This is a genomic window from Rhizobium sp. NPDC092011, from assembly GCF_044756305.1.
Taxonomy (GTDB): Bacteria; Pseudomonadota; Alphaproteobacteria; order Rhizobiales; family Rhizobiaceae; genus Rhizobium.
This window is the reverse complement of the sequence record NZ_JBIVSO010000010.1, coordinates 26082-52792: the sequence shown is the minus strand read 5'-3', so window position 1 is coordinate 52792 and position 26711 is coordinate 26082. Positions and strand designations below refer to the sequence as shown.

At 58.6% G+C, this 26711-nt stretch carries 27 protein-coding genes, 1 tRNA gene and 2 pseudogenes; 10 read left to right on the top strand and 20 right to left on the bottom strand.

Annotated features, from left to right (window positions below):
• Window positions 1-7: 7 nt before the first annotated feature.
• The 9 genes from ACIQJ2_RS28655 to ACIQJ2_RS28615 form a co-directional block, all read right to left on the bottom strand.
• The gene (locus ACIQJ2_RS28655; RefSeq protein ID WP_400672291.1) at window positions 8-775 is read right to left on the bottom strand and encodes an SDR family NAD(P)-dependent oxidoreductase; all 768 of its coding nucleotides are present in this window, start codon (window positions 773-775) and stop codon (window positions 8-10) included.
• Between the two features lie 8 nt (window positions 776-783).
• Entirely contained in the window at window positions 784-1818 is a 1035-nt protein-coding gene (locus ACIQJ2_RS28650) for a proline racemase family protein (RefSeq protein WP_199143359.1), read from the bottom strand.
• Window positions 1815-3305, bottom strand: a complete 1491-nt coding sequence (locus tag ACIQJ2_RS28645; protein WP_400672289.1) for an aldehyde dehydrogenase family protein — start codon at window positions 3303-3305, stop codon at window positions 1815-1817. The genes ACIQJ2_RS28650 and ACIQJ2_RS28645 overlap by 4 nt, the downstream gene beginning before the upstream one ends.
• Window positions 3306-3339: 34 nt before the next feature.
• Entirely contained in the window at window positions 3340-4578 is a 1239-nt protein-coding gene (locus ACIQJ2_RS28640) for an NAD(P)/FAD-dependent oxidoreductase (RefSeq protein ID WP_400672287.1), read from the bottom strand.
• A 62-nt stretch (window positions 4579-4640) separates the two neighbouring features.
• Window positions 4641-5519 (bottom strand): 4-hydroxy-tetrahydrodipicolinate synthase, encoded by an 879-nt coding sequence (dapA, locus tag ACIQJ2_RS28635; RefSeq protein ID WP_400672284.1) that lies wholly within the window; start codon window positions 5517-5519, stop codon window positions 4641-4643.
• Between the two features lie 30 nt (window positions 5520-5549).
• A complete protein-coding gene (locus tag ACIQJ2_RS28630) occupies window positions 5550-6215 on the bottom strand; it encodes an amino acid ABC transporter permease (protein ID WP_199143351.1) in 666 nt (221 codons plus the stop codon).
• Window positions 6216-6225: 10 nt separating this feature from the next.
• Window positions 6226-6888, bottom strand: a complete 663-nt coding sequence (locus tag ACIQJ2_RS28625; RefSeq protein WP_400672281.1) for an amino acid ABC transporter permease — start codon at window positions 6886-6888, stop codon at window positions 6226-6228.
• A gap of 11 nt (window positions 6889-6899) precedes the next feature.
• Window positions 6900-7676, bottom strand: coding sequence for an amino acid ABC transporter ATP-binding protein (locus ACIQJ2_RS28620; protein ID WP_199143347.1), 777 nt, complete (start codon window positions 7674-7676; stop codon window positions 6900-6902).
• Window positions 7677-7737: 61 nt separating this feature from the next.
• Window positions 7738-8571 carry a substrate-binding periplasmic protein gene (locus ACIQJ2_RS28615; protein WP_400672278.1) on the bottom strand — a complete coding sequence of 278 codons (834 nt, stop codon included), beginning with the start codon at window positions 8569-8571 and terminating at the stop codon, window positions 7738-7740.
• A 197-nt stretch (window positions 8572-8768) separates the two neighbouring features.
• Between ACIQJ2_RS28615 and ACIQJ2_RS28610 the strand changes: the two genes are divergently transcribed.
• From ACIQJ2_RS28610 to ACIQJ2_RS28595, 4 genes are all read left to right on the top strand, one after another.
• Window positions 8769-9488: a GntR family transcriptional regulator gene (locus ACIQJ2_RS28610; RefSeq protein ID WP_400672275.1), complete on the top strand. Its 720-nt coding sequence runs from the start codon at window positions 8769-8771 to the stop codon at window positions 9486-9488.
• 3 nt (window positions 9489-9491) lie between these two features.
• On the top strand, window positions 9492-10271 hold the full coding sequence (locus tag ACIQJ2_RS28605) for a pyrroline-5-carboxylate reductase (RefSeq protein WP_400672273.1): 780 nt from the start codon (window positions 9492-9494) through the stop codon (window positions 10269-10271).
• A gap of 223 nt (window positions 10272-10494) precedes the next feature.
• A complete protein-coding gene (locus tag ACIQJ2_RS28600; RefSeq protein ID WP_400672271.1) occupies window positions 10495-11238 on the top strand; it encodes an AcvB/VirJ family lysyl-phosphatidylglycerol hydrolase in 744 nt (247 codons plus the stop codon).
• 108 nt (window positions 11239-11346) lie between these two features.
• Window positions 11347-11422, top strand: a tRNA-Lys gene (locus tag ACIQJ2_RS28595).
• 504 nt (window positions 11423-11926) lie between these two features.
• Here ACIQJ2_RS28595 and ACIQJ2_RS28590 read toward each other — a convergent pair.
• The 4 genes and pseudogenes from ACIQJ2_RS28590 to ACIQJ2_RS28575 all read right to left on the bottom strand — a co-directional run bounded on the left by ACIQJ2_RS28590 (window position 11927) and on the right by ACIQJ2_RS28575 (window position 14583).
• On the bottom strand, window positions 11927-12277 hold the full coding sequence (locus ACIQJ2_RS28590) for an ethanolamine utilization protein (RefSeq protein WP_400672659.1): 351 nt from the start codon (window positions 12275-12277) through the stop codon (window positions 11927-11929).
• Between the two features lie 81 nt (window positions 12278-12358).
• Window positions 12359-12592: pseudogene (locus ACIQJ2_RS28585) on the bottom strand (response regulator); the annotation flags it as partial.
• Window positions 12593-12687: 95 nt separating this feature from the next.
• The gene (locus tag ACIQJ2_RS28580) at window positions 12688-13188 is read right to left on the bottom strand and encodes a hypothetical protein (protein ID WP_199143579.1); all 501 of its coding nucleotides are present in this window, start codon (window positions 13186-13188) and stop codon (window positions 12688-12690) included.
• Window positions 13189-13284: 96 nt separating this feature from the next.
• Window positions 13285-14583 (bottom strand): divalent metal cation transporter, encoded by a 1299-nt coding sequence (locus tag ACIQJ2_RS28575; RefSeq protein WP_246761636.1) that lies wholly within the window; start codon window positions 14581-14583, stop codon window positions 13285-13287.
• A 235-nt stretch (window positions 14584-14818) separates the two neighbouring features.
• Between ACIQJ2_RS28575 and ACIQJ2_RS28570 the strand changes: the two genes are divergently transcribed.
• The 5 genes from ACIQJ2_RS28570 (at window position 14819) to ACIQJ2_RS28550 (ending at window position 16932) form a co-directional block, all read left to right on the top strand.
• On the top strand, window positions 14819-15034 hold the full coding sequence (locus tag ACIQJ2_RS28570; RefSeq protein ID WP_199143337.1) for a hypothetical protein: 216 nt from the start codon (window positions 14819-14821) through the stop codon (window positions 15032-15034).
• A gap of 204 nt (window positions 15035-15238) precedes the next feature.
• Entirely contained in the window at window positions 15239-15766 is a 528-nt protein-coding gene (locus ACIQJ2_RS28565) for a hypothetical protein (protein ID WP_400672267.1), read from the top strand.
• Window positions 15767-15840: 74 nt separating this feature from the next.
• Window positions 15841-16002 (top strand): DUF1328 domain-containing protein, encoded by a 162-nt coding sequence (locus tag ACIQJ2_RS28560; RefSeq protein ID WP_199143335.1) that lies wholly within the window; start codon window positions 15841-15843, stop codon window positions 16000-16002.
• Window positions 16003-16140: 138 nt separating this feature from the next.
• On the top strand, window positions 16141-16290 hold the full coding sequence (locus ACIQJ2_RS28555) for a hypothetical protein (RefSeq protein ID WP_199143333.1): 150 nt from the start codon (window positions 16141-16143) through the stop codon (window positions 16288-16290).
• 240 nt (window positions 16291-16530) lie between these two features.
• Complete coding sequence (locus ACIQJ2_RS28550; protein WP_199143331.1) at window positions 16531-16932, top strand: PRC-barrel domain-containing protein; 402 nt, start codon at window positions 16531-16533, stop codon at window positions 16930-16932.
• A gap of 126 nt (window positions 16933-17058) precedes the next feature.
• On the opposite strand, the gene ACIQJ2_RS28545 is transcribed toward ACIQJ2_RS28550, so the two are convergent.
• The 5 genes from ACIQJ2_RS28545 to ACIQJ2_RS28525 form a co-directional block, all read right to left on the bottom strand.
• Window positions 17059-19215 (bottom strand): histidine kinase dimerization/phosphoacceptor domain -containing protein, encoded by a 2157-nt coding sequence (locus ACIQJ2_RS28545; protein ID WP_400672264.1) that lies wholly within the window; start codon window positions 19213-19215, stop codon window positions 17059-17061.
• Window positions 19205-19783, bottom strand: a complete 579-nt coding sequence (locus ACIQJ2_RS28540) for a biliverdin-producing heme oxygenase (RefSeq protein ID WP_400672262.1) — start codon at window positions 19781-19783, stop codon at window positions 19205-19207. The genes ACIQJ2_RS28545 and ACIQJ2_RS28540 overlap by 11 nt, the downstream gene beginning before the upstream one ends.
• Window positions 19784-20498: 715 nt before the next feature.
• Window positions 20499-22694 (bottom strand): mechanosensitive ion channel family protein, encoded by a 2196-nt coding sequence (locus ACIQJ2_RS28535; protein ID WP_400672260.1) that lies wholly within the window; start codon window positions 22692-22694, stop codon window positions 20499-20501.
• A gap of 680 nt (window positions 22695-23374) precedes the next feature.
• A complete protein-coding gene (locus ACIQJ2_RS28530; protein WP_400672257.1) occupies window positions 23375-23986 on the bottom strand; it encodes a general stress protein in 612 nt (203 codons plus the stop codon).
• A gap of 45 nt (window positions 23987-24031) precedes the next feature.
• Window positions 24032-24349 carry a PepSY domain-containing protein gene (locus ACIQJ2_RS28525; protein ID WP_400672255.1) on the bottom strand — a complete coding sequence of 106 codons (318 nt, stop codon included), beginning with the start codon at window positions 24347-24349 and terminating at the stop codon, window positions 24032-24034.
• Window positions 24350-24635: 286 nt separating this feature from the next.
• On the opposite strand from ACIQJ2_RS28525, the pseudogene ACIQJ2_RS28520 reads away from it, so the two are divergent.
• Window positions 24636-24836 (top strand): annotated as a pseudogene (locus ACIQJ2_RS28520) (hypothetical protein); the annotation flags it as partial.
• Between the two features lie 199 nt (window positions 24837-25035).
• Here the strand turns inward: ACIQJ2_RS28520 and ACIQJ2_RS28515 are convergent.
• The gene (locus ACIQJ2_RS28515; protein WP_199143310.1) at window positions 25036-25269 is read right to left on the bottom strand and encodes a DUF2171 domain-containing protein; all 234 of its coding nucleotides are present in this window, start codon (window positions 25267-25269) and stop codon (window positions 25036-25038) included.
• A 168-nt stretch (window positions 25270-25437) separates the two neighbouring features.
• The gene (locus ACIQJ2_RS28510; RefSeq protein ID WP_400672656.1) at window positions 25438-26601 is read right to left on the bottom strand and encodes an NAD(P)/FAD-dependent oxidoreductase; all 1164 of its coding nucleotides are present in this window, start codon (window positions 26599-26601) and stop codon (window positions 25438-25440) included.
• Window positions 26602-26711 lie beyond the last annotated feature (110 nt).

Sequence of the window (26711 nt, the reverse complement as noted above, 5' to 3'; positions counted from 1 at the left end):
CTGCTCCCTAACGAATATAGCTGCCACCATTGACGTCGAGCGTCGCCCCGTTCAGCGACGCCTGGGACGGTCGAAGCAGAAAGGCGACGAGTTCCCCTATCTCCTCCGGCTCGGCCATCTCACCGATGGGGATATCGGCAACCGCGGCCAGCTTGCCGTGCTTGGCGACGAAATCGTCGGCCATGTCGGTGCGAACCCAACCCGGCGCTACGGCGATCGCTGTGATCCCGTCCGGGCCAAAACTTCTGGCAATCGACTTCGTCAAGTTGACGAGTGCGCCCTTGCTTGCACCATAGGGCATGGCGTCCGCCGCATAACCGCGTTGGCCGGCGCGGCTCGCTATGTTGATGATGCGGCCGCCGCCTTTGGCCTTGAAATGAAGGATAGCCTCCTTGCACAGATCCGCGGCCGCAAAGAGGTTCACTTGAAACTCCCTCTGCCATGCGGCCTTCCAATCTGCCGGATCGGCATCGACGGAGATTTCCGTGCGGATGCCGGCATTGTTGACCAGAGCATCGATCCGGCCGACCGCCGCCTCTGCCCGCTTCCAAAGCTCGAATGGACCTTCAGCACTCGACAGGTCAGCCTGAAGAACGGCGCCTTTGCCACCGATCCTCGTCAGGAGAGCCTCAGCCGACTGCCGATCTCGCCCGAAATGAATGAGCACCTGCGCGCCCTCGGCAGCGAGGCGATCGGCGATTGCCGCCCCAATGCCACGCGAGGCTCCGGTGACCAGCACCGTCATGCCTTCAATGGATTTGCCGGTTCTGGACATGATGCCTCCTACCTCAAAAGTTTCACTTGCGGACCCCAGGTATCGGAGAGTGCAAAACCCTTGAGAAAGGGATCATCGGCCTCATACCGAAGCTGTTCGCGCCCATAGACGTAGCCGCTTCCGGTAATGCGGGGCAGCACCGCCTTTCGGCCGGCAATCTCGGTTTCCCCGATCGCCTCGGCATGGAACTCGCCGCCGATGAGCGAACGCGATGTCCTGCTGTCCCCGACCCTCACCTCCCCCCGCGCATATAGGGTGGCCAGATTTGCCGAACTGCCGGTGCCGCAGGGCGATCGGTCGACACGACCAGGCTGCAATGTCGTGCAGGTTCTCACAGCGCCATCTGCCTCACGCGCACGGAACATCACATAAGCGACATCACTCACTCCCGTCAGGATGGGATGGGCAACCTCGATCTGCTCGGCGAGCTGCGCCCGAAGCTCGATACCGGCTTCGGCAAGGACACGCGCATTCGAGGGGGTGATATCAAGACCAATCTGATCGACGTCGATCAGTGCATAATAGACGCCGCCAAAGGCGATGTCCGTTTTGATGCGCCCCCATTTCGGCGTTTCGATTTCCTTGTCCAGCATCTCCGCGAAGCTCGGGACATTGTCCAGACTGACCGAGATGCATCTTCCATTGCGGCAGGTAGCCCGCGCGACCACCAGACCCGCCGGCGTGTCGAGACGAACTATGGTCTCCGGTTCGTGCATGGCAATGCGCCCGCTCTCGAGCAAGGCCGTGACGACGCAGATGCAATTGCTCCCGGACATGGGATGCGCTCGATCCGCCTGAAGGACAATGAAGCCGGCATCGGCATCGGTCCGTGTGGGCGCGACCAGGAGGTTCACCGACATTGCGACATTGGCGCGTGGTTCGAACGTTACGAAGCGACGCAGACTGTCATCGACGGCATTGATGTGGTTCATCTTGTCCAGCATGGTCGCGCCGGGAATTTCCGGGGCGCCGGCGACAATGACCTTGCCGATCTCGCCTTGGCAATGAACCTGCATGAGGTCGAGCGTGCGATCCCAGTTCATTCGGCTGCCTCCTGCTTGATGTACCATCCCCAGGAACTCTTGCCGACATATTTGGTGATCTGTTTCGTCTCGAGATAGTTGTCGAGGCCCCAGCGACCCAGCTCCCGGCCAATGCCCGATTCCTTGTAGCCGCCCCACGGCGCTTCGGTAAAAGTCGGCTGTGAACAATTGATCCAGACGATCCCGGCTCTGAAGGCGGCAGCCACGCGCTCAGCCCGGACTTCGTCCTTGGACATGACAGCGGCGGCAAGGCCGAAGCGGGACTCGTTGGCGAGCTCGACGGCCTCTTCTTCCGTCTTGAACGGCCTGATACAGACAACCGGACCGAAAATTTCCTCGACCCAGGCATCGCTGTTAAGAGGAACATCGGTCAATATGGTCGGACGAAGATAGTATCCTCTATCGAAGCCCTCCGGGCGGGTTCCGCCGCAGACAACCGTTGCTCCCGCCTGCCGCGCGGCTTCGATTGCAGCCGTTACCTGTTCGTACTGGCGCTTTGAGACCAGCGGGCCGAGCAGAACGCCTTCGTCCAGACCGTTGCCGATCTTGATCTTGTTCGTCTCGTCCACAAGACGTCCAAGCAGCCGCTCGTAGATGGCTTCTTGCACGAGAACCCTGGAGGTCGCCGAGCACACCTGACCCTGGTTCCAGAAGATACCGAACATGATCCATTCGACCGCCTCCTCGATGTCGGCGTCGTCGAATACGACGAAGGGCGATTTGCCGCCGAGCTCGAGGCTCACCCGCTTGATGTCGCGAGCGGCTGCCGCCATGATCCTGGATCCGACAGGCCCGGAGCCCGTAAACGCCAGCTTGTCGACGCCCTTGTGATCGATGATCGCCTGGCCAGCGACCGATCCGGCGCCGGTCACGATGTTCAGGACACCGGCCGGCAGCCCGACCTCATCGGCAATGGCGGCAAGTTCCAGCGCCGTGAGCGACGTCAGTTCCGCAGGCTTCAGAACAACGGTGCATCCTGCCGCTAGAGCAGGAGCGACCTTCCAGGCTGCCATCAACAACGGATAGTTCCACGGGATGATCGCACCGGCCACGCCGATGGGCTCCCGCACCGCTTTGGACGTGAAGCGGTCGTCGGCAAGAGGGATCGTCTCTTCCGGATGATGGTCAAGCTGCTCGGCAAGACCGGCATAGAAGTCGAAACATCCCGCGGCATCGGCAATGTCCCAATCGGCCTCCGGGAAGGGCTTGCCGTTGTCGAGGACTTCAAGGCGGGCGATCTCCGCCTGGCGCGCCCGAATGCCATCGGCGATCGCACGCAAATACGTCGCTCGCTGCGGTCCCGAAAGCTTCGGCCAACCGTCCCTATCGAACGCCCGGCGCGCTGCCTTAACGGCGATATCGACATCCTCTTCGGTCGCCGCAGCGATGGTTCCGATAACCTCTTCGGTCGCAGGATTGATGACCGGGCAGGTCCCGCCCTTGATCGGGCGCAACCATTTTCCATCGATATACAGTTCTCTGCGCATCTTCATTCCCTTGTTCTCGTAAGTCGCAATCGTCTTAAAATCGGTCGACGCGATAAGGCTTCATGTCCACGGGAGGGTTCACCCCCGTGATGAGATCGGCCATGAGGCGGGCCGTGGTCGCGCCATAGGTCAAGCCGAGATGGCCGTGTCCGGTTGCGTACCAGACGTTTGCGCGTCTCGCCGACGGCCCCATGACCGGCACGGTGTCGGGGAGCGCCGGACGATGCCCCATCCATTCGCTTGTCTGTTCCACCTTCAACTCGGGGAGTGCCTCCCTCGCCCGCTTCACCAGCACCTTGGCTCGCCGATAGTCCGGCGCGGCTTCGAGACCGGCCATTTCGACCGTCCCGCCAACGCGAATGCCGCCGGCGGTCGGCGTAACCATGAATGCCCGCGCCGGCCATATCATCGAATGGCGCATGGAAATGCCGGGAGCCATGATTTGCGTGTGATAGCCGCGCTCGGTCTCGAGCGGGATCGGCTCCTTCAACATGGATGACAGACGTGCGGTATAGGCTCCCGCCGCCAGCACTACACCGCCCACCTCCATGCGTCGCCCGTCCTTCAACCGAATTGCCGTGACACCGCCGTCACCATGTTCGAAGCCGACGACCTCGCCCTTCTCTATGTGTCCGCCAAGCGCCTGAAACCGCTCGGACAACGCGACGACGAGTTTGTGCGGGTCCGAGATCGAGCGATTGTCGGGAAAAAGCACGGCCTTGCCGATCTTCGTCGTCAATGCAGGCTCGAGATCGCGGGCCGAATTGCCGGCGAGAATCTCATATCGAAAACCGAAGCGATCAAGGATCCTGATATGATCCCGGTCCGCTTGGAATTCCGCCTCATCGGAATAGACGCTGAGACAACCCTCGGCGCTCAGCATATCCTGAAGGCCTGTCTCCTTCAGGAGCGCCTCGAGATCGTCGTGAACGCGCGCGCATAGCACCGCACCGGCCTTTTCCAGCGCTCTCAGCCGCGATGGACGGCTTGCTGCGAGAAAGCGCAGAAACCACGGCGCAAGCCGCGGCATATAGGAGGGGCGCAAGCGCACTGGCCCTTCGAGGTCGATAAGCCATTTTGGCATCTGCGCCCAGACGCCGGGACGCGAGGCGGGCATGAACTCGGTGATAGCGATGCTCGCCATATTGCCATAGGACGCGCCTTCGCCCGGAGCGCTTCTGTCGACAAGCACCACGGATTGGCCACGGCGTTGTAGTTCATGGGCAATGGCGGTTCCGATGATACCGGCGCCGACGACAACGATTGAAGGCACTTCACTTCCTCGAAATGAAAGATGGGTGGTCGAGGCGCTACTGCGCCTCGACAGAAGTCGGCTCACCAATTCAAGATCGGCTGCATGGCGGCCCTGAATTCGGCCTTTTCGTCGGTGGTCAGCTCTCGGAGCGGCGCACGGCAATTGCCAACCGGCAGGCCCTGCAGCTCACAGCCATACTTGACCTTCTGCACAAACTTGCCGCTCTCCAGGATGTTCATGGCACGATAGAGCACGATCATCTTTTCACGTGCCTTCGTCAGATCTCCCGATCGGAACGTTCGATCCAGATCGACGCAGGCTTTGGCCATGCAATTGGCCGGCCCGCAGATCCAGGCGTCGGCACCCCAGAACATGAAGTCGAGTGCGATGTCGTCGGATCCCGAGATCAGATCGATGCGACCATTGTAACGGGAGTGGATGTCAATTGCCCGTTGGAGCGACCCCGAACTCTCCTTGATACCCAGAACACGCGGATCGTCGGCAAGCGCATCCAGTATATCGAAACCAATCTCGACGCCGTCCTTGTAGGGATAGCTATAGAGAATGAGATTGATATTCGTCTCATCGAGCACGGTGCGGAAATGGGCGAGCAGCTCGTCCTGCGTCGGACGCGTGTAAAACGGCGTCGCGAGCAGAACCGTGTCATAGCCGATCTCCTTGGCACGCAACGTGTTCTCGATCACCTCACGTGTCGCGGGCGCGTTCGTGCCGGCAATCAGGGCCTCGCCTTCCCTGGCAAAATCCTTGACGAATCTCAGGACATCGTCCCGCTCCGCATTCGACAGCGCGGAATATTCTCCGGTCGATCCCATCGGCACCCAACCGGTTACGCCTGCCGCACGCAAAGCGGTCAGATGGCGTTCGAAGGCTTTGAAATCGACCTTGCCATTCGTGTCGAAGGGGGTGATGAGCGCAGGCATAACGCCGGACAGTTTCATGGGAGTCTCCTGTATTTGAAGCAGATGCGTTTAGATGGCGAGTTTCTTGAGTATTCGGCCCTCGACGACCGAGACTGCGCGCGTCAGCGGGAAGGCGATCACGAAGTAGATCAGAGCAACGACGGTGAGGACTTCTACTGGCCTGGCCGTATTGTTGGAGATGTTTTGACCAACGAACATCAGGTCCGCCATGCCGACGGCCGAAACCAGCGCACTCTCTTTGAACAGGCTCACGCAGTTCGACAAAAGCGTCGGGATCGCGCGGAGCACCGCCTGCGGAAGCACGACGCTGATGACCTGAACGTTCCGCGGCAATCCGAGAGCGACGCAGGCGTCCAGCTGCTCCGGACCGATCGATCTCAGGCTTGCACGGAACGTCTCGCTGGTGATGGCGCCCATGTAGAGCGTCAGTGCGATCACCCCGGAGGTCAGATTGGAAAGCTCGACGCCGAGGAGGAGCGGAAGGCAGAAGAATATCCAGAATAGCTGAATAAGGACCGGGGTGCCCCTGAAGAACTCGACATAAATGCCCGCGATCGCACGAAGGGCAATGCTGCGCGATGTCCGGGCAAGACCGGTAAGGAACCCCAGAGAGCAGCCGAGAACGATGCAGATCACCGTCAGTTTGATGGTCATCCAGAGCCCGAGCAGAAGCGCATGTTCGAATTTGAGGAGGACCGAAAAATCGAGTGCCATTTCGATGCTCCTAGCTGACGAGAAGTTGGCGGCGCCGCTCGAGCAGGCCGACGATCTGGGTTACGGGGAACGAGACCGCGAAGTAGATCAAGGCCACCACCGTGAAGGTCTCGATGGGACGATAGGTTTCCGTGGCCAGGGATTTGCCCTGGTACATCAGATCCTGGATCGCAACGATGGCAACGAGCGCGCTCTGCTGGAAGATCACGATGCCATTGGTCAGAAGCACCGGTATGGATGCGCGAAACGCCGTTGGAAAAACGATGTAGAGGATGCGCTGCAAGGGATTGAGGCCAAGAGCGATCCCCGCGTCGATCTGCTCGCGCGGCACCGCCTGAATGGATGCGCGATAGGCTTCGGCATTGAACGCCATCAGATTCAAGCCGAGCGCCAGCACTCCCATCGTGATCGGGTCGAGGAAGACGTTGAAGAGCATCGGTACGCAGTAGAAAATCCAGACGATCTGGATGATCGCCGGCGTGCAGCGAAAGAACTCGACAAAGAGCATGCAGGGCAATCGGATGACCCTGAACGGGCTCATGATCAGAAGCGCCAGACCGAAACCGAAGACAATGCCGATGATGTTGGCCGCCGCCGTCAGCTCCAGCGAAACCCAAAGCCCCTTCAGCAGCGGAGCGATCGAGACCGCATTGAAGTCGAACAAATAGCTCATCCTTCGCCTCCCTACTGCTTGATATGGAAGACGCGGTCGATGAATTCCTTCGTCCGTTCCTCCCGCGGGGAACCAAGGACCTGCTCCGGCGGACCGTCCTCGACAACCACGCCCCCGGCACAGAAGATCACACGCGATGCAATGTTCTTGGCGAACCACATATCGTGCGTCACGATCATCATCGGCATGTTCTGGGCCGCAAGCTGCAGGATGACCTGTTCGACCTCGCTCACCAGCTCGGGATCCAGAGCCGACGTCACCTCATCGAAAAGCATGAGCTTGGGATCGAGCATAAGGGCACGAGCTATCGCGACGCGCTGTTTCTGGCCGCCGGAAAGCTGCGCCGGATAGGCCTTCGCCTTGGCGGCGAGGCCGAACCGCTCCAGCAGCGCCTGAGCCCGCCCCTCCGCCTTTGACCTCGGCTCACCGCGAACCTTGCAAGGCGCAAGCACGAGGTTCTGGAGCACGTTCAGGTGGGGGAACAGCGTGTAGTGCTGAAACACCATGCCGATCGAACGGCGAACATTGGTATCGATCACCGTCTTGCTATCAATAGCCGCAGACGAGATGTACGGCTTCCCATCGAAGCTGATCGAACCGCTATCGATCTTTTCCAGGCCCATCATCACTCGGAGCAGCGTGCTTTTCCCACCGCCACTTGGGCCGATGACGACGACGCGCTCGCCGGGCTTCATTTCAATGTCGATGCCTTTGAGCACCTGGATTGGCCCGTAGCTTTTGTGCAGGCCTTGCATTTTCACGAGGGGAAGGCTGAAGGACATAGTCATGGCCACTCTCGGATGATCGAGGTTGGAAGAGGCCGGCACGGATCGCGCCGGCCCGGCGAGATTACTTGGCGGCCTTGAGGACTTCATCGACGGCCTTGCGAATGAGCTCGTCGACATGTCCGGTGGCTACCTTCTCTTCCAGGAAGATGTTCACAACCTCGACATCGGCGTCCGAAAGCTGGTGTGGGAGACCAAATGCGACCCCCTGTTTGGCCAGCGCCGGCTTCGGGTTCATCGCAACTGCCCAGTCCGGATTTGACTGGGTGAACAGCTGGTTGGTGTCGGAAGCATCGACCAGCACGTCGGCCCGCTTGGAGACGACCGCCAGCCGGGTTTCATCGTTCCCCGGAAGGCGCATGATCGTCGCGGTCTTCACCGCAGCTGAGATCGCCTTGTCCTGAACTGTCCCGGACATGACCGCCATTGTAAGGCCGGACTTGTCGAGATCCGCCACGGACGAGGCGCCGGCGGGGATCTTCGGATTGTTTTTGTTATAGGCAAGCGAGATCTGGTATTCCATCGCCGGAACCGAAAAGCGAACGGCCATGGCGCGAACCGGGGTCCGGTTCAGGGCGAGAGACATGTCCCACTTTCCGGCCTGCAGCCCGGCAACGATATTGTCCCAGGTGGTGTCGACGAATTCGGGCTTCACCTTAAGGACGTCGGCAAATTCCTTGCAGAGATCGGCGAAGAAACCGGAATACTCACCGGTTGCGGGATCGCGCATCACATAGGGCGGAGCAACGGCCGCACCGCACTTCAAGACGCCGGCTTTCTGGACGCCCTGCCAGTATCCCTCTGCGGTTTGAGCGTGAGCTGCTGTGGTTGAAAGACCTCCCAACAGGGCGAGCGCAGGCAGCGCCCGCAAGGCGGACGTCATCATCTTCGAAAGCATCGGCATTCCTCTTTTGCTGTGCGCGAAGCGCGGTTCCACTCGTCGGCTTGAGCCGTTCTTGTCGTTTTTGTTGTCGGCTGCGTGTCGACTGAGCAATTAATGTCAACAGCGTGTCGACAAAGTCAAGAAGAAAAATTACATTGCCGACGTGTGGTTTTTCTGGCCCAATACCGCGGCTACGAATGAAAGGGACTTAAGTGTCTGACGACTCCGAAGTGAAACGGGTCCGGGGAACCGGATGGAAAAGCGTCTATGAAACGCTGCGCAACGAGATCCTTGCCCTGACCCTGCCACCTGGCCAGCTCCTCGACGAGATGAGCCTGGCCGAACGTTTCGACATGTCGCGATCACCGGTGCGGGAGGCGCTGATCCGCCTGGGCGCGGACGAGCTCGTGGTGACGCTTTCCAACCGCAGCACCATCGTCGCACCGATCGAGGTGGCGACCTTTCCGAAATATGTCGAAGCGCTCGACATTGCCCAGCGCATGAACACGCGTCTCGCGGCGGCGTTGAGGACGGAGACCGACTTGAAGCTCATCGCCAAACGGCAGAAGTCTTTCGAAGCCGCGGTGAAGACGGGAAACCATCTTGCGATGTCGGAGGCGAACAAGGAATTCCATATGGCGATCGCCTATGCGGGCAAGAACCAGTATTTGGCCTCGTTTTACGAAAGGCTGCTGTCACAGGGCCAGCGCATGCTTCATCTGCATTTCGAATATCTCGAAAGGACCCACGAAGGCTATCTTCTGACGGATGAGCACAGTTACATGCTCGAAGCCATCCGCGACAAGAACGTCGACCTCGCCGACGAGCTTGCGCATGCTCACACCCGTCAGTTTCAAGACAACTTCATCAATTTCATGCGCGAGAACTATACGACCGACGTCGCGCTCGGCCCATTGCGAGCTGCGGAGTAGATCGTGACCATAAAACGCATTGGCTTTGTCGGAACAGGCGCGATTACCGAAGCGATGGTACGCGGTCTATTGACCGCGCCAGCCTATGTCTCCGAGATCTACGTTTCACCGCGCAACGCGGAGATTGCCGCTAGACTTGACGCTGAGTTCGAAGCCGTTTTTGTCGCATCCGACAACCAGGACGTCGTCAACCGAAGCGACGCCCTCGTGTTGGCCATAAGGCCGCAAATCGCCGAAGAGGTCGTGAGTGGACTTGTGTTCAAGGATGGTCAGTTGGTCATCAGCGTCATCGCAGCGACAGAGCACCGCAGATTGCGGAACTGGATCGCAGCCGATGTCAAGATCGTCCAGGCCATCCCATTGCCATTCGTCGCAGATCGGCAGGGCGTAACCGCCCTCTACCCCCCTGACACTGAGGTCGCCGCGCTCTTCGATGCACTCGGGACTGCTGTCCAATGCGGCTCCAAAAGAGAATATGATCTGCTCGCCGCAGCCAGCGCGATGATGTCGACCTATTTCGGCATTATGGAGACGACGACGGATTGGCTGGCGGCTCATGGGCTCGACAGGGCAAAGGGCCAAGCCTATATCGCACCACTTTTTGCAAGCCTTGCACAACGGGCGCTCCGGCCTGACGTGACCTCTTTCGCGGCACTCAGCACGGAATTCGCGACGATTGGCGGTCTGAACGAACAAGTTCTATCGGATTTCGAGACGAAAGGCGGTCGTGAAGCCCTGGCCGCGGCTCTGAAACGCGTCCTGGCTCGCATCGAGGGGGCGTAGCATTGGCTCCTGAAAGTATGATTTGCTCTTGAGGGATGTGAACGGTCGCATCTCCGCAAAAGCAACAGCAATGTCAGATAGATGTGTTTTCCAGGATGCGCATTGGATTGGCGATGTAGCGCGCAGCCGATGACGGCGCGACATCGGCCGATATCAGGAGGGCCATATTTTCCGCAAGCGTCTAGCGATATAGAGAGGTTACATTTAACGAGGCCCTCTACAGATGATCCTGAAGTATGCAGCCGTTTTGATTGCCATGCTTGCGATCGTGGGCGGGCCCGCAAATGCGCAACAAGACGGGACAGCAGCCAAGCGACTGCCTCGCGAAGCCGTGCCGCCAGATCTTCCGGTCCACGTCATCAACGGCAAACCTACCCAGGATACGCTCGCCATCCTCTATTCGGGCGATGGTGGATGGCAAGATCTCGATGAGGAGGTCGGCAGCGCTTTGCGGAACGCGGGTATTCCGGTCGTAGGGCTAGATTCGCTCCGCTATTTCTGGTCCGGGCGGACCGCCCGGAAGACGGCCGGAGATCTCGGCCGCATCATCGACTACTATACCAAGCGGCTGAAGGTGCACCATGTTCTTCTTGTCGGCTACTCCTTTGGCGCAGATGTGATGCCGGCGAGCTACAATAGGCTGAGCCCAAAGCAGAAGGCGAAAGTCAGGGCAATTTCACTCTTGTCCCTGTCGCACAAGGTCGACTATGTGATCTCCCTTAAGGGCTGGCTTGGGTTTCAAACCGAAGGCAAGGGTGGCAATCCGGTCAATGATGTCAGGTCAATCAGCCCGGGGATAGTCCAATGCGTTTACGGCAAAGATGATGACCACGATAATGCCTGCCCAGCCCTGCTGCGCACGGGAGTAAAGGTGATCGGCATGCCCGGTGGCCATCATTTTGGTGGCGATTACGACAGACTAGCTCAACATATTGTTGCGGGCCTGAAGACACGCCCGGACAAATAAGGCTTCCCGCATTCCATCGATGAGATGGCCAGAAATCTGCAAGTTCCGGCCTAGACAATGGCGCTTCTCCTGTTTATACGCCGACGACAGACGCAAACGTCGCAGTGCGGGTGATTAGCTCAGTTGGTAGAGCAGCTGACTCTTAATCAGCGGGTCGTAGGTTCGAGCCCTACATCACCCACCAGGACGGCCCCTGTTTACTCAGTGCCATGGTTTAATTTGCCATTCAGCAGATCAATCTGCGCGGCTTGCGATTCGAAAGCTTATCCACTTTGGATCGACCGGCCATCGGCATTGACGAGGCGCATCAACGTTTACGTTGCGAACTCTCGGAAGGAAGCCCGAAACTCAATTTAGTCAATCTCGCTTCTGTCTCTAGCTTCCGAGACCACGTCCTTGACCAAAGTGCAGTCACAAAGCCGGCGATCAAGAGATGATCGTATCGACATCGGCAATCAGTGTCATGTTTTCAATACAGGCTCGATGCGGCCCTAGACCGAAACCAAGCAAACGTCCGCAGCCATCGCCGAAGTCGATGCGCTGATAGAATAAAAGGTCGTTGTCGTCTGATCGTTGCAAACGGCCAAAGCTCGGCCTCGCGGCCCGACCCTGCCTGTTACCCCTCCCGTCTACGACCGATGTGCGTGCCTCCAAGCCGCTTTTGGTCGCAAGAGCGGCGCCGTGCGGCCTAGTCGTGGGCTACGGCCCAATGCGGATAGGTTACATAGGCGGTGAGTGCCCCTTCCCCGTTCGTCGAAATGGTCACCGCCTCACCCTTGGGCATGTAGACGATATCGCCCGGCCCCGCTGTCACGGTCCCGGCGCCCGTCGACACGGCAAGCTGCCCCTCCAGGACAATCATGACGTCATCGACGGCCATTGTTTCGGTCAACGTCTGATCAGGTGCGTAGCGACCGTACCCGATGGTGATCGGGCCCCCATGCCGCTCATCCACCAGATTTCCAACATATATGTCGCCATCCTGTCCCGGAGATCGAACGAGATTCGCGTCGGTGAAGCTGAATTTTCGAACTTTCATCGTTTGTTTCCTTTGTTCCTGCAACGCCTCCAGTACCGCGTGCGCGGCGAACGGTTTGCGAATGAAGCGCGCATTCCTCGGCATGTCTTCGTCTCTGGGGAGCCGTTCACCCGACGCAACGACGATCTGGGTCTCGGGCCAGCGTTCGGTGACTGTGCGGGCGAGCTCGAACCCGTCAATGTCGCCTCCGGTATTCACGTCAGTGAAGAGCAGCGCCAGCGCGCCGTAGTCTTCGATGAACTTTAGCGCTTCGTCGGCCGAAGCCGCTTCGATGACATGATACCCGGCCTCCGAAATGATGTCCGCCGTGTCCATCCGGATAAGGGGTTCGTCATCGACGACAAGAGCTATGGGGTATGCAATTCCATTCAGGTTCTTGATTTCCATCGGCCGCAAAATCCACCAGGGGTTCATCGGGTTCTTGGCTGCAAGCTTTCATCTCCTCGCGCCGACTTCTTCGGCAAAGGGTCTGGCGTGATGGGATCGTCTGCCGGATCAGGATCACGCTCATTGGCGTCCATCACCTCTTGTGCTGCACCGATAATAGCGGAGATGATTTCCCGGGTTCCCCAGCCCGCCTCGTTTGCCAAAGCCACTAGCTCGTCCAAGACCTCGCGCGCAGCGATCCTTGCCTCTGTAACGCGTGCCGCTGGCCCTTCTTTTGTCGGCGCCGGGAAACGTGAGAATTGCTCACGTCCGTCAGCACGAACGACATGACGCCTTTCGAGCTGTTGCTTCTGCGGATCGGCAGTGCCACTGGTCGCAACCGCTTCCCGGTTCGGATCACAAACATTGACGTCCATTTCGTCGGGTAGCGACGCAGCCTGTTTTGCATTCATGATACCGACGGGAACCCGATCTCCCTCATCCGTGATTACGGTCACCTCTACAATCTTGTCTTCCTCGGCCATCGAATTCTCCTTCGGATAGTAATCCCTGTCGAACCCTTCTGTTCCAGAGGAGTACCAATCTTTGCCAAGCCGGACGTTTTCGATCCTGGCTGCTCCTTACAAGAACGCGGTCACCGCCATGCCGACAACCGCCAGAAGCATGGCTAGACAGGACGCCCAGCCAAGCGCCTTCAACCCACCGCCGATAACAAACTGCTTCATGACCTTTTGATTGGAGGCGATCAGCATCAAGATCACCATGACGGGAACAGCAACCACGCCGTTGATCACTGCGCTCCAGAACAATGCCTTCATCGGTGGGATTGGCGTAAAGTTCAACAGCATGCCGACGACGGTCGCCAGACCGAGGGTCGCGTAGAAGGCCTTTGCTTCGCTCGGTTCACGTGACAGCCCGACTTTCCATCGTGCCGCCTCGCCAACGGCATAGGCCGCCGAACCAGCAAGAACCGGCACGGCCAAAAGACCTGTTCCGATGATGCCCGTTGCGAAGATGATTTTGGCGAAATGCCCGGCAAGCGGTTCGATCGCCTTGGCCGCATCGACGGAGCTCTCAATATCGGTTTTCCCTGCCTTGTTGAGAGTGGCGGCAGTCGTCGTGATAATGGCGAGTGCAACGACATTGGAGGCTGCCATGCCAATCAGGGTATCAAGCGTGATGCGCGTGTTCGCTTTCCTTGCTTCCTGAGGGTGCTCTATCAATGCCTCCTCGCGAGGCTTTTCCTTCAGGTCTTCAGCCTCCTGGGAGGCCTGCCAGAAAAACAGATAGGGGCTGATAGTCGTCCCGAAGATTGCAACGATCATCGACCAGTAATTCGCGTCAAGCCTGAATGTCGGCAGCAGCAGCCCACGCGCAAAATTGGACCAGTCGATATGAACGACGAACAATGTTGCAATGTAGGAAAGCAATGCAAGGCTCAGCCACTTCAAGACAGCCACATAGCGCTTGTATTTGAGAAGCATCTGCAAAATGACGCAAATGAAACCGAATGCCGCGACATAGAGGAGCGCGTAACCGCTCATCAGCAGCTTTGCCGCGTCGCCCATTGCGCCGAGGTCGGCGCCAAGGTTGATGACATTGGCAATCAGCAGGGGAACCGTAACAGCCACGCCAACCCAGCCCGGATAGCATTTTGCCATGCTGCCGGCCAATCCCCTGCCAGTGGTCCGTCCGATCCGCGCGCTGATCACCTGCACGGCGACCATCAGCGGATAGGTCAATATCAAAGTCCAACTGGCAGTGTAGCCGAATTGTGCCCCGGCCTGCGAATAGGTTGCTATTCCGCTCGGGTCATCGTCCGAGGCGCCGGTCACCAGGCCCGGCCCGAGAATTTCCAGTAGTCGTGGCTTCGACGATTCCACGACAGCGCTTTTGTCATCCATCTGATAGCCGCTCATGACTGCCTCCCAGCAGGCGCCGGGACTTGGACATTTTGTCAGTCGCGGTGCGAACGAAGCGCACGACATGCCCGTTTGTTCCCGAAAGTCATAAGTAGCAAAAAGAATGCAACTGCAGGAGCTTGGATGTGGGATCGGTTCGGGGCTTGCGTGTCTTTCGGTTGTATTTCGACTGCGATGGAACTTTACGCTACCAGATCGCTTTAGCTGAGCGGAACAATGAGGAGATTGATCAATGGAAACACAGCGTCCTTTCGAGCGGCGACGACTTCTACGAGGTGCCGCCTATTCTCTGGCGGATTTCCGGAAAAAATACAGGCTGGACGAGAGGATGGCGGAAGACCTTTTTGTCCGCTTCGGCCCGTCCTCTATCGAACTTGATCTGCTCATGGCGGCCAAACAGCGCACTCCGTCTTTTCGCGATCTGACGAAAGACATGGAGGTCCGATAAACCTGGTGTTTTCCTGGTCTCTTTCGCATCCCATCGAAAAGCCTATCCCGAGGCGGCGAGGAATCATCTTGCACCGCTATGGTGACCATGACGGGGATCGCAGGTGACGAAATCCGCAGCGTTCGAATGGACCTACGGGGCGGCCGCCATGCTGACGCCGAATTTCTCTGCTGTTACCTTGCGCCATTCTCGGAAGGGCGCATCATGGATTTCCTCAATCGCTTTGTCGATCGACCGCTGCTACTCCTCGGATCGAGGGCCATGTGGTTTTGGCATGGGCAGACGGGGCATTCTCCCCGCAAGCTCGCGCCGCTATGGCACGTCTCTGTCATCCTGGCATTGGCGGCAGCCGCCCGGCTCTTTCTTGAGGGTCCCGTCTATGGTTTCGCTGTCGGCACCCTGATGATGCTGGCATTTCCGTCTATTCGCCTGCTAATTTTCGGGGAAGGAAGCCGAAACTACGATATGAGATCCTATCGTGGCTTGGCCGCGCAGGCCGCGCACAAGCGCGATGCCGAATGGGCGATACGGCTGACCGTCTTGTTCACGTCAGCCGTTCTTCCATTCTGCGTTTACGCGGACGATCGATCCGCGAGATTTTTTCTCTTCGGCGCCAGTCTTTGGTTCGTGCTGACCGCGCCGGCGAAATTATATCTGGATGCCGCCGAACCGCCGCCGCCCGATAGCGGCGATGCACTGGCGCACGCACGGCGAGCGATGTTCCCCGCATAGCCAGTGTCGACAGGCGGAACAAAGCACCGTCCGTTCCGTTGTGCATACAGCAATAGCAACGGATGGAGAAAAAGATGCTTTACTATGCCCTTGTGTTCCTGGTCGTCGCCCTCGTCGCGGGTGCCCTCGGCTTTGGCGGTATTGCAGGTGCGTCCGCATCGATTGCCCAGGTTCTGTTCTTTATCTTTCTAATCTTCTTCGTCGTGTCTCTGATCATGAATGTCATGAGACGATAATATGGGAACCATTCCCGCGGCGTTTGGCGGCCGGTCGGCTGTACTGACCTAATGAGGTGGGGCTGCTCTGTCAGCCTCTCCCTCGGGCGCCAAGCGTGTTTTCATATGCCGGCTCCCTGCTGGCAGGAGAAAGCGAAAATGATCCGTAAACTGAAATCAGGCGAATATCGCCTTTACTCCCGCAAGGTCGACCCGAAGACAAACAAGCGCAAGAATCTTGGAACTTTCAACTCGCGCGAAGCGGCCGAAAAGCATGAGCGTGAGGTTCAGTATTTCAAGCATCATTAGCGGGCAGTCGCCAATTTCGAGCTATCAAGAGGCTCGCTGCAGTCCTTGTCCAAATCAAATCTTTGCCCATGATTTTACGAGCATCATGTCGCCTTCGATCGTGCGTGGCGCTTTTCCCTACCTGAACGGCCATTGCGGCGATGTCTGCAAAATGCATGCCAGCGAGGGAACCTTTCGGTCTCCGGTTCATTATATCAATGTTAAATAAGCTAACATAATCCGATATTTAGGAGAATATATATGCGTCGCCTTCTTCTTGCCTTGGCTGCATCCGCTATGCTTGCAACGACCGCAAGCGCTCAGAGTGCCACGGCGACAACAACTATTGCCGACGTGTTCCTGACCGCCAAACCCACCGATGTTCTGAGTTACAATCTCATTGGCCTGAATATTCAAAACGGCGACAAGGAGAATGTCGGCGAGATCAAGGATCTTATCATTTCGGGCGGCCAACTTGCCGGCTACATCGTCTCCGTAGGAGGGTTCCTCGGTATCGGCGAGCACTATGTCATCGTTTCCCCGACTGCCATCAAGGTGACATATAACGAAAGCGACAAGAAGTGGTCGGCGTCGATGCCCGCCACGAAAGAGCAGCTCAAGGAAGCCCCCGAGTTCAAGTATGAAGGTCGCTGGGGGAAGTGACAGACAGATCTACCGTTTGATACAAGGGGCGCCGCAAATGCGGCGCCTATTTTCCCATCATGTTGGGTAGCGTTTCGCGCTCCGATATTCTCTGTCCGGCTCCTCCGCCTGTACACTCTCTTGAGGTCATCCGTCCAAACTCTCTTTACGAGGGGTGAACTGGATGGGCACGGTGACAATGGTCTTCAGCCCCGGATTGTTGTCGGTTTCTTCCATTTCACCGCCGAGACCACCGATAATCGCGTTCAGCATCTTGCTTCCAAATCCTGTTGCCATGCGCGTCCTGCCACCGCCACTGTCGGCCACAGTCAGGCGGACGGCGTTTAGGTGGTGGTCAAGAACAGCGCTTGTTGGACCGGGAGCGCCCCCATAGGCATATTTGTTTGCGTTCGTGATCAGTTCCGAAAAGATGAGGCCGAGATTGATCGCACGGTCGGCGTCCATCAGCACGGGTGCGAAATCGTGCCGGTGATGGCTGCGCCACTCCTCTCCCATTGACAGAAAAAGCTCGTGGGAAAGTTCACTCAGGTAGCGAGCAAGATCGACGGTTCCGACGTAATTGTCCGAATAGAGGCGCCTGTGAACAAGCGCGACGGCCGCAATGCGCGCACGGGCATCCGTCAAGTGCTGGACAATCGACGGATCGTCCGTTTCTCGGACCTGCATCTTGAGAAAGGTCGAGACAAGCTGCAGGCTGTTTTGGACGCGATGATTGATCTCGCGCATCAGAAAATCCTTCTGCTCGAGCAACTCATCTTTCTGTGCGAGCGTCTTCTCCAATTCGCGATTGAGCCGAGCGATGCGCTGACGCTGATGGCTTTCATAGATGGCGCGACCGACCCTGTTCATGGCATCGATCTTATTGTTGTTCCAGATCTTTGCGATACCGCGGACCTCTTCCGACCAGGCTTCGAACGAGGCCCGTGGCGTCAGCGGCGTTGTCGCAGCCCGTGACGCGTCCTTGTGCGGATTACCCGCCCACTCCACGATCTGCACCTGTTCCGCCCGCAGCCAGACGAGAAACAGATCTTCCTCAAGTGGGAGCTTAATTACCGCCAGGCCGCTTGCAACCGCGATCAGATGTGGCGGCAGTTCCGGCAATCGGCCGACTTGATGCGAGTGGTACATCCCATCCCTCATTTTCGGCAAAACAAATCCGATGAGGGAGCGCAGATCGTCGAGGTGGGGAACCGGCCCGGAATGAGCAAAAAGCGCCTCCCCGCTTACAGCAGCAAACCCGTCGGCCAACATCATCTGCCGCAAATTCGACGCCGCGCTCGTCAGCACCTCCTGCAACGGAGCATTCAATCGGAGGTTATCGATCAACCGGTCCTCATGCGCCCTGAGCCTCAGGCGCTCGCGCGCGTTTTCCGCTTCATCCTTCGCTTTAATTTGCCTGGCAAGGCTGCCTGCCAAGGCCATCGCGGCCGATCGTATTGCAAACGGCATCCGCAGCGGCGCAGAATTATGGCAAGCGATCAGACCCCAGAGAACTCCATCCTTGATGATTGAGACGGATGCGCTCGCAGCCACTCCCATGTTGCGAAGATATTGCAGGTGAACGGGCGAAACGCTTCTGAGCGCCACATCGCTAAGATCGATCGTCCACGGGATGCCGTCCGCGAAACGAAGAGGAGCGGCTGTATAGGTGGAATCAGGGATGGCACGAACGCGATTGCGCAGATAGAGCGCGCGGGCCTGTTTCGGAATGTCGCTTGCGGGAAAGTGATGATGCAGGAACGGTGGAAAGGCCGCATTACGATCTTCGGCAATGACGACGCCCGAGGCATCCTCCGTGAACTGATAGATCATCACCCGATCGAAACCTGTCAGCTCGCGAAAGGCCACCGCCGCGTTTTGAAAAAGGCTCGCCATGTCGGGCGATGCTTCGAACTTCTGGGCGATTGCGTCGAGATTGGATAGTGACTGCTCCGGTGTCAGCTGCGAAATTGGTGCGGGCTCAAGCTCGACCAGGATCAAGTCATCGGTGATATGACCGAGGATATCGTGAACCTTGCCGGCTATCTCTTGCTTTCCAAGAATGATTTCGCTCGCACGCGGCGCTTGTTGCGCCCTTTCAAGCAGGTCAAAAGCCAATAGGTCACAAATTGAGCGCCTCATCCAGTCCTTGCCGAAAAAGGCCTCGATCGCGCCGGCTCCGGCGATGACTGTGCCGGTCTCTCTCTCGACGACGAAAAGAAGCCCGTGCGGTTGGATCGATCCGGGAATATGGATCGGCTCGCGATCACATGCAGTCTGATCGACGGAGATGTCATGGGACATTGCCAAATACTTTCCGATAATTGGTTTCGAAAACATCAAAGGCCGCAATTGCCGCTCGTTCGCAGCGATCTTCGTCGTCGATCGGTGTCGTCTCGATGAGGTGAAGCATCTCCCGCCACGATGACAGGTTGGCGGCCTGCTGCGCGAGATGGCGCGCACCGAAGGTGGCAGACATGCCGAGCTTGATCGCCCGCTTGAGTAGAATGGCGGCCCCCAGACCAGAACCTTCCAATACGTATAGCGTACCGATGACAGTGGAGCTGTCGATCACCGTTCCGGTCGTTTCGACCCATGCCGGGTCATCGCCTCCGAGATCGCTGAGATCCTCCAGGAGCCGCGGCACAATTTGGATGCGGTTCCAATTCGGCACCAGTGCATCGATTTGGGCGGCTGCGAGCATCGCTTCCAATTGCGATCGACTTGCGAGCGTAGCCGCCAAATATTGTCTGTAGGAAGAAACTGACGCGAACATGGCGAATTGATTGTTCAAAGCGTCGAGCCGATGATGATGTGGCTCTGTTGCCGATTTCAAGCGCCAGCGGCGGCCTGGCGAGACCCGTTGCAGCATCTAAAGAATAAACCCTTTTTTCGAGCGTTGCGTTTGTTGCACGAATTCAGCCTCTTAACTCGATCGGGCCGCAATTTGTTCCAACAACGTCAAAGTTCGAATAAGTAACGACTGCGCGTTCGCCATTGCCGCAACAACGAGATGATCGGCATTGGCGGCCATACGGTCGCACGATAGACGCCAAATCGTTGGAGGCAAGAGGTTGGTATCGGCCGACGGATCAACGGCCGATCGAACCGAGCCGACGACCGCGAGGTGTCGTTTAGATGCGGCGCTTAGGCTCTCTGCACCATCGTCTCAAGGGCTGCTTCCTGGCTCCGTCTTTGCGGCTCGCAGCTTTTGTCTGTCGCAAGCAGCTTCGCCCGGACTTCGAAATTCCCGCCGCTCCATCTGCATAGTCCCAGCCGGCCAGCATCACGGAGTATCCGATCCGCCTCAAGCCTAGACGAGGGGATCGTCGCCACAATATGTGCGATGGCATCGTCGCGCGTAAAGGCACCGCTCGTCAGGTCGATGGTTCCGGCCCTGCGAGTGGCAATATGAACAAGAAACATTGGTCCCTCATCTTAACATTCCTCGGCTGCTAAACGCTCGACTGATTCAAATGTTGCGCAGCCGCGAGAAAAAACTCGAAATACTCTGGTTGGTGTCACTGCGGCCCGGCATCGTGGCTCCACATAAGCAAGACGGGCGCGTTACGGGCGCGGAGAGAGCCTCATAAGGGAGCCGGCAATGCCGATCTGGTTGCAAGCTTGATATCGGCAGCCTGGAGCCTTTCCTTGAAGCGCCGATTGATCTCGCGACCAACGCTCCATTGTTGCAGCGGCAATGTCTTGATCGCCCCCTTGAGAACGACACCGTCAAGGCCGACCTGGTCGACACCCCAAACATCGAAGGCTGCAACGATTTTCGGGGCGAAGGCCGGATCGGTCCGAACCTCCTCACCAACCGCCCTGAAGATCTGGATTGCCTGTTCGATATCGGCCTGCACATCCAGCGTGATGCTGGCCGTATAGACGCCGAAGCCGCGCGACCGGTTCTTGATTGCCTTGATGGTTGAGAACGGAATGGAGTGAAGCGCTCCGTCGCCGTCGCGGATCTTGACGGTGCGGATGGTCATCCCCTCGACAGTTCCCGCCCGGTCACCGGTGTCGACAACGTCGCCGATGGCGATCGTGTCCTCGAGTAACATGAACATCCCGGTAATGACGTCCTGGACGAGCTGCTGTGAGCCAAAGCCGACGGCAAGCCCGACCACGCCAGCTCCGGCGATGAGCGGCGCGACGTTAATCCCAAGGTTGGACAGAACGCCAATGACCGTCAGGCCGGTAAGGGCAACAAAGGCGATGTTGCGCAGCAACGGCAGGAGCGTCATCACGCGCGCCGATCTTTGTCGGTTGGTTGCGGGAGACAGCACGTCGGATATCCAAGCGTCGAGAACAACCCACAACGCCCAGGTCACGAAGACGACTGCCGCAATGGAAAAAATGGATTGGAGGACGGTCGCGCCGTCGCGACTCCCCCAGCCGATGACATCGACCCCCCAAAGCCCGAGGCATAGGATCACGGCGACGGTCGCGATCCCTATCCGGACCAGGCGGAACAGCAATGAGCCAAAGCGATCTATGACGACCTGGCGCATTCCAGTGACGGGCCGACGCCAGCGGGTCTTGCGAGCCTCCAGCAGGCGGCCAAGCGTACCGGACGAAATCAGCGCCACGACGATGATTGCGACCGACATGAAAGACTGGCTGAGAAAGCTGCCGTTGCGCGCTCCAAACAACCTGGCGCACACATTCAATATCACGAACGCCACGCCAAGATGGTGCCAGTGCGCCGCCACCCAGGCAATTGCCCGGTTCCATGAGGTTGGGTTTTCCTCGCTTGTCCGGCCTTTGACGATCAGGCTGCGAACCGTTCGTCGGTGACGCAGGATGACGTAAAGAGCGAAGAAAGGCACCGTCAAGTCAAGGATCAGTGCGGCGATGTCTGCTGCGGCAGGACCGATGGCGATGCGAATTTCGGGCGTGGTCGCGAGCGAACTTGCAACGGCGATACCGGTTAGCACGCCAATCAAGGGTGCGAGCCGCTTCTGCGCATATGCCACGAGACGCCAGCCTTTTGACCGCACGAGGAACAGAAGGGCGCAGGATGTGAGTTCGGACGTTGCCAGTGCAAAGGCAAAGGGCGTGGTCAGCAGCACGAATATCAGGCGCGCCTGCGGTCCGTAATCGAGGAATAGGAACCACGCCGACGCGAAGACGAAACACAAGACGAGCGGAAGCAATCCGAGCAGTCCACGGAAAACGGCCTCACGCGCGAGGAAGGCGAAACGGGCGTCCTTTCCCACCCGCAGGCGTATCCGTTTGCGAACGACGACAAGAAGCAGTAGTGCGGCTCCCGTGATCAGCGCCCATCCTGCAACAGATCTCAGGCCGAAGGATCGCAAGTTTGTCCCAGCTTCCGGCGTGGACAGTCGTCGCTCTATCTGAGCCTGGGCTTCGCTAATCTTGATATCGACGGGGGCGCCGAGCGCTGCGGTGGGAAGCCGATCACCAAGCTCGCGGACTGAGTCGGTGAGCGCGGCCACAAGCCCTTGCGCGCGCGGTGGATCATCCTCAGCGCTGCTTTTTGCCAGCGCCGAGGATGCTTCGGACACTGGGGCGGCCGAAGCCGGGGACGGACTTGACGCAATGCCGGCAGGGCGCGCCCATCTCGTTTCCTCGATCTGCCCGATGAGTTCATTTCTAAGCTTTTCATCTTTCATGATCTCGACGAGCGTTGCGAGCGGATCGCTCGCCACCTGGCTTTGAGCCGCGCTCGCCGCCGGTTGCGGCGGGGCGGCTTGCTGTGCCGTCGCTCCAACGCAAAGGAAAAATAGCGCCACGAACGCGTAAGCGACTTGTTTCAAGATGCGCTCCATTTGTGTTTTGGCGCCGACCATGCGTTGGCCGCCGCGACTATCCTGCCCTGCCCCATCATCTGAGGCTGCCGCCAGCGACCGACCAGACCCAGTCCTCGCGCGCTAGCCCCTCGATAGGTAAGGGCCATTCGCGTGAAGGCAAGAACGGATGGCTTCGGCAAGAACAGGTCTGATTGACCATCAGTCCTCGGTCGCCAACACGGATTGAGCCCCGCAGCCAGAAAGTAGCGCAGCCCAAACCTGTCCTGACAGAAACGCGAATTCACCACAAAGCATCGGCCCCCATTCACTCAAGATCGACGAATGCCATCGCTTTAGCGCAAGACTATACGTGCGGCATCGAGCGAGGTGGCGGTCAAAAGTGGTCCAAACGACGCAATTGAACTCGCGGCGATTGCGAAAACATTACGGCTTCGGCGCGATGGATGATAAATCTACCCGAAGGCCGCACCACGAGGTTCGATGAATGGTGGCGTTGAAGAATAGGCCAGGGTGGGATCCACACACCCGAAGGAGCGAGCTCGGGGAGGCCCCGCTAACCGGGGCCCGTCACGTCACAGATCAATTCGCTACATCCGGTGCCTTTAAGAGCACCAATAGGATTTCCTAGGGCAGGACATGAGCCCCAAAAAAAGGGCGGCACTAAGAGCCGCCCCGCCAAAGTTAACTCAGACCCGCGGGTCGATGCGATAGCGCCGCTGTTCGGCGGCGATCTGGTCGGACGTGTAGGGGTCCGCGGTTTCGTCGAAGCGCGACCATCCCTCGGCGGCGTACTTCTCCCGCCGGTCATCGAGGATAACCGGGCGCACATTGTTCAGGATTGTCTGCGATGTGACCGCCTTGTCGTCCTCGACCTTGGCTATCACGACAGAGCCGCCGCGGCGCAGGGCCTCCGCATAGACCTCCGCGTCCTTTTCAGGAATGCCAGCCTTGATCAGCGCACCGACGATCCCGCCGGCCGCCCCGCCGACGACCGCGCCAGCGACAGCACCCGCCGCGGCCGCAGCCAGCCATCCCGCTGCGACCACCGGACCGATACCCGGGATAGCGAGCATGCCAAGTCCCGCGAGCAGGCCGCCCGCCCCACCTGCCACAGCACCGATACCGGCACCGGTACCCGCGCCTTCGGCGGCATTGTTGCCTTGACCCTCAACCTCCTGCTTGCCGTCCTTGCGCGAAACGATGCTGATATGATCCGAAGGAACGCCTGCATCCTCCAGGGTTTTTACGGCTGCTTTTGCGTCATCATAGTTATCGTAAAGTGCGCTGACATTTTTCATAGGTATTTCCTCTTCGTTGCTGTCTTGGCCGTGCGGTCGAGGGGCTTACTTCGCCATCACCACATTGCCCTGGAAGTCCAATGAGACCTTCGCCTGTTTCCCATCCTTGGTCGCCATTGCGCGCCAAACACCCTGGTCGTCTAGCTTCAACCCGGAGACGTCCTTGTAGCCTGCGTCCTCCATGCGCGACTTCGCCTGTGCCTCGGTGAAGCTGTTCTTGCCGGCGACTGGCGCACCCGGGTTGGTATCACTGGAGGTGGACAGCGCTGGGGTTGTCTGCGTCGTGGTCGGCGTCTGGCTCTGCGCGAATACAGAAGAGGCGGCAAGGCATGCGGCGGCGAGGCTAAAAGCCAATATTTTCATGTGGTTGCTCCGAATTTTATAGCTGGTTTCGTCTACGGAGAAGAAACCCGTCGAGGGATAGAATGTTCCGTCGGCCTGCAGCGGTTTCGGGTTTCGGCGCGTGGGAACGCGATCCGAGCATACGCCTGACCAGAAGCGGCTCCCCTTTTCGAAAAGCCTAAACCTTCAACCGCCACGTGAAGCAACGCAGCGTTCAGACGGCACCACTGCGCCTCAATTCGCGCCACTCGCCAGGGGAACTTCCGGCCACCGGAGGGATTAATCTGGGCACTGGAGGAAATCGGCAATGTCCAATCACAAATCACCCGCAGTTGAATCCATGAGACAGGAACAGGCAGAACAGCGCGAAAAGACCGCCAAGGGCCAACTCGAGAAAGGGCTGGAAGACAGTTTTCCGGCGTCGGATCCAGTTTCCACCACCTCGACCGGCATTCCATCGGGCCGCACGGATGCGGCGGAAGCAGATCGAGTGAAGAAAGGCCCGGACCGCTCAGTCAAAAGGAAAGCGTGAGGATCCAGTCAGCATGGGCGTGGACGACTCTGCGTCTTCGGTCAGATAACCCGATGCGCAGGGGGGGTGCGTCAGCCTTGGCGCGATTGGCCATTGGCCCGTTCGTGTCTTTGCCAGGGCATCCTGACGACGGTAGATAGATGGGGCCGCTCGATGGCGGCCCCTCACTTACGGATCAGTTGGCCACAGACCATTGCTGTTTCACGTCGTCCGACTTCTTCTTCAAATGGACGTGCGCATCAACATGGTCGACCCAGTCAAGGGGAATGAGGTGGTGGCGGCCATCCGTGGAATCGCGCTTGGTGAGCTTGATGCGGCTCTCGCCATCCATATGGTCGACGGTTCCGACATGGATCCCGTCCGCAGCAATCACTTCCATATGTTCGGTAATCTGTTGTGCGGAATTCATAGTTGCCTCCTTTTCTGTTGGCCCTTGTCGAACGTCTCCCGATACAGATGGTTCCCGACGCACGGGCCTTGTGACAACGATGCACATGTGGCCGTGCACGAGCCTCACCACGACTGAGGGCTTGAGCTCCATTGATCTCCATGATCAGCAATCCCTGAGATCGCCTCCTCAGACGATCGGAAACAAATCCCAGTCGGCGTCGCGATGCCCCAGGATCTCGCCGGAGATCAATTCCGCGGCGATCTGGCTGAAGGTAATGCCGTTGCCCCCAAAACCCATCGCGACGAACACATTCTGCATCTGGGGAACGCGTCCGATCATAGGCAGACCATTCGGTGTGACGCCAAAGGCGGCGGACCATTCAAACTCCGGCTTGCCGATAGCGATCCCCGTCAGATCCGCGAGCTTTTCGACGAGTGTCCGCATTTTGCGATCACGCTTCGCTTCGTCCTTATAGGCTCCCTCGGCATCCTCGTCCTCGCCGCCAAGGATGATCCTGCCGTCATGCGTCGACCGGAAGTAGAGATACGGATCCGACCCTTCCCAGACCAGGTAGCGATCCAACCACTGCGGCCGCTGAAGTCTGGGGCGGCTGGCAAGTGCCCAGGTGGAAATGACCTTTTGGCTTTTGTTGGCGAGTGCTTCCAGAAATTCATAGCCGGTGCAGAATACCACGTGGCGTGCCGACAATAGTGCTCCCTGCGAGGTCGAAAGCACGACGACGTCGTCGAAGGCCCGCACATCGGTGATTTCGACATCGGAAACTATTTCGACACCGCGTGTCCTCACACTGCGCAAAATGCCGGCTGTGAGTTGAGCAGGGTTTGCCGAGGCGGAAATTGAGCTATCGATCGCCGCGGTGCGATCAATCCCGAAGCGACCCCGAAGCGTTGCTCCGTCAAGGAGCGTTGCCTCGATGCCAACCTGGTTCCTTGCCGCAGCCTCGGTCGTCAACGCCCGTGCGCCGAAGTCCTCGCCCGAGAGAAACAGGGTCCTCTTTTTGCGGAACGCGCATCTGAGGTCGAGATCGCCTATGATCTGTCCGATCCGCTCGACAGCTGCCGCTGACCGTTGCCACACGCGGCGGGCATTTTCGGCGCCGATCGATCGCCGAAGAACGTGCAACGGCACGTCGAGCTCGTGCTGGATCATCGCCGTGCTCGCGAGACTGCTGCCCCTCACCGGCCGTCGACGGTCTACGATCAGGACTTTCATCTCCTGACCCGCCAGGCTATGCGCCATCAGGGCACCGCTGATGCCGGCGCCGACGATAATCACATCATAGGCCTTGTCAGCGATGGTACCGGATGTTCTCAGCGAGCCGCCGGGCATAGCGGCCCATAGTGGCTGGTCACGGCGCAGAGCATGATGTTGTGTCAAGGGCGCATGCTTGTCCAAGGAGATCACCCGTCGTTGGGAGCACAATACCGGCTTCGCCGTGA

What these genes read in the sequence shown, in the direction of transcription:
- ACIQJ2_RS28655 (WP_400672291.1), bottom strand. Translation starts at nt 775, where the DNA reads ATGTCCAGAACCGGCAAATCCATTGAAGGCATGACGGTGCTGGTCACC.
- ACIQJ2_RS28650 (WP_199143359.1), bottom strand. Translation starts at nt 1,818, where the DNA reads ATGAACTGGGATCGCACGCTCGACCTCATGCAGGTTCATTGCCAAGGC.
- ACIQJ2_RS28645 (WP_400672289.1), bottom strand. Translation starts at nt 3,305, where the DNA reads ATGCGCAGAGAACTGTATATCGATGGAAAATGGTTGCGCCCGATCAAG.
- dapA (WP_400672284.1), bottom strand. Translation starts at nt 5,519, where the DNA reads ATGAAACTGTCCGGCGTTATGCCTGCGCTCATCACCCCCTTCGACACG.
- ACIQJ2_RS28630 (WP_199143351.1), bottom strand. Translation starts at nt 6,215, where the DNA reads ATGGCACTCGATTTTTCGGTCCTCCTCAAATTCGAACATGCGCTTCTG.
- ACIQJ2_RS28625 (WP_400672281.1), bottom strand. Translation starts at nt 6,888, where the DNA reads ATGAGCTATTTGTTCGACTTCAATGCGGTCTCGATCGCTCCGCTGCTG.
- ACIQJ2_RS28620 (WP_199143347.1), bottom strand. Translation starts at nt 7,676, where the DNA reads ATGACTATGTCCTTCAGCCTTCCCCTCGTGAAAATGCAAGGCCTGCAC.
- ACIQJ2_RS28615 (WP_400672278.1), bottom strand. Translation starts at nt 8,571, where the DNA reads ATGCTTTCGAAGATGATGACGTCCGCCTTGCGGGCGCTGCCTGCGCTC.
- ACIQJ2_RS28600 (WP_400672271.1), top strand. Translation starts at nt 10,495, where the DNA reads ATGATCCTGAAGTATGCAGCCGTTTTGATTGCCATGCTTGCGATCGTG.
- ACIQJ2_RS28590 (WP_400672659.1), bottom strand. Translation starts at nt 12,277, where the DNA reads ATGAAAGTTCGAAAATTCAGCTTCACCGACGCGAATCTCGTTCGATCT.
- ACIQJ2_RS28580 (WP_199143579.1), bottom strand. Translation starts at nt 13,188, where the DNA reads ATGGCCGAGGAAGACAAGATTGTAGAGGTGACCGTAATCACGGATGAG.
- ACIQJ2_RS28575 (WP_246761636.1), bottom strand. Translation starts at nt 14,583, where the DNA reads ATGAGCGGCTATCAGATGGATGACAAAAGCGCTGTCGTGGAATCGTCG.
- ACIQJ2_RS28570 (WP_199143337.1), top strand. Translation starts at nt 14,819, where the DNA reads ATGGAAACACAGCGTCCTTTCGAGCGGCGACGACTTCTACGAGGTGCC.
- ACIQJ2_RS28565 (WP_400672267.1), top strand. Translation starts at nt 15,239, where the DNA reads ATGGATTTCCTCAATCGCTTTGTCGATCGACCGCTGCTACTCCTCGGA.
- ACIQJ2_RS28560 (WP_199143335.1), top strand. Translation starts at nt 15,841, where the DNA reads ATGCTTTACTATGCCCTTGTGTTCCTGGTCGTCGCCCTCGTCGCGGGT.
- ACIQJ2_RS28555 (WP_199143333.1), top strand. Translation starts at nt 16,141, where the DNA reads ATGATCCGTAAACTGAAATCAGGCGAATATCGCCTTTACTCCCGCAAG.
- ACIQJ2_RS28550 (WP_199143331.1), top strand. Translation starts at nt 16,531, where the DNA reads ATGCGTCGCCTTCTTCTTGCCTTGGCTGCATCCGCTATGCTTGCAACG.
- ACIQJ2_RS28545 (WP_400672264.1), bottom strand. Translation starts at nt 19,215, where the DNA reads ATGTCCCATGACATCTCCGTCGATCAGACTGCATGTGATCGCGAGCCG.
- ACIQJ2_RS28540 (WP_400672262.1), bottom strand. Translation starts at nt 19,783, where the DNA reads ATGCTGCAACGGGTCTCGCCAGGCCGCCGCTGGCGCTTGAAATCGGCA.
- ACIQJ2_RS28530 (WP_400672257.1), bottom strand. Translation starts at nt 23,986, where the DNA reads ATGAAAAATGTCAGCGCACTTTACGATAACTATGATGACGCAAAAGCA.
- ACIQJ2_RS28525 (WP_400672255.1), bottom strand. Translation starts at nt 24,349, where the DNA reads ATGAAAATATTGGCTTTTAGCCTCGCCGCCGCATGCCTTGCCGCCTCT.
- ACIQJ2_RS28515 (WP_199143310.1), bottom strand. Translation starts at nt 25,269, where the DNA reads ATGAATTCCGCACAACAGATTACCGAACATATGGAAGTGATTGCTGCG.
- ACIQJ2_RS28510 (WP_400672656.1), bottom strand. Translation starts at nt 26,601, where the DNA reads ATGCCCGGCGGCTCGCTGAGAACATCCGGTACCATCGCTGACAAGGCC.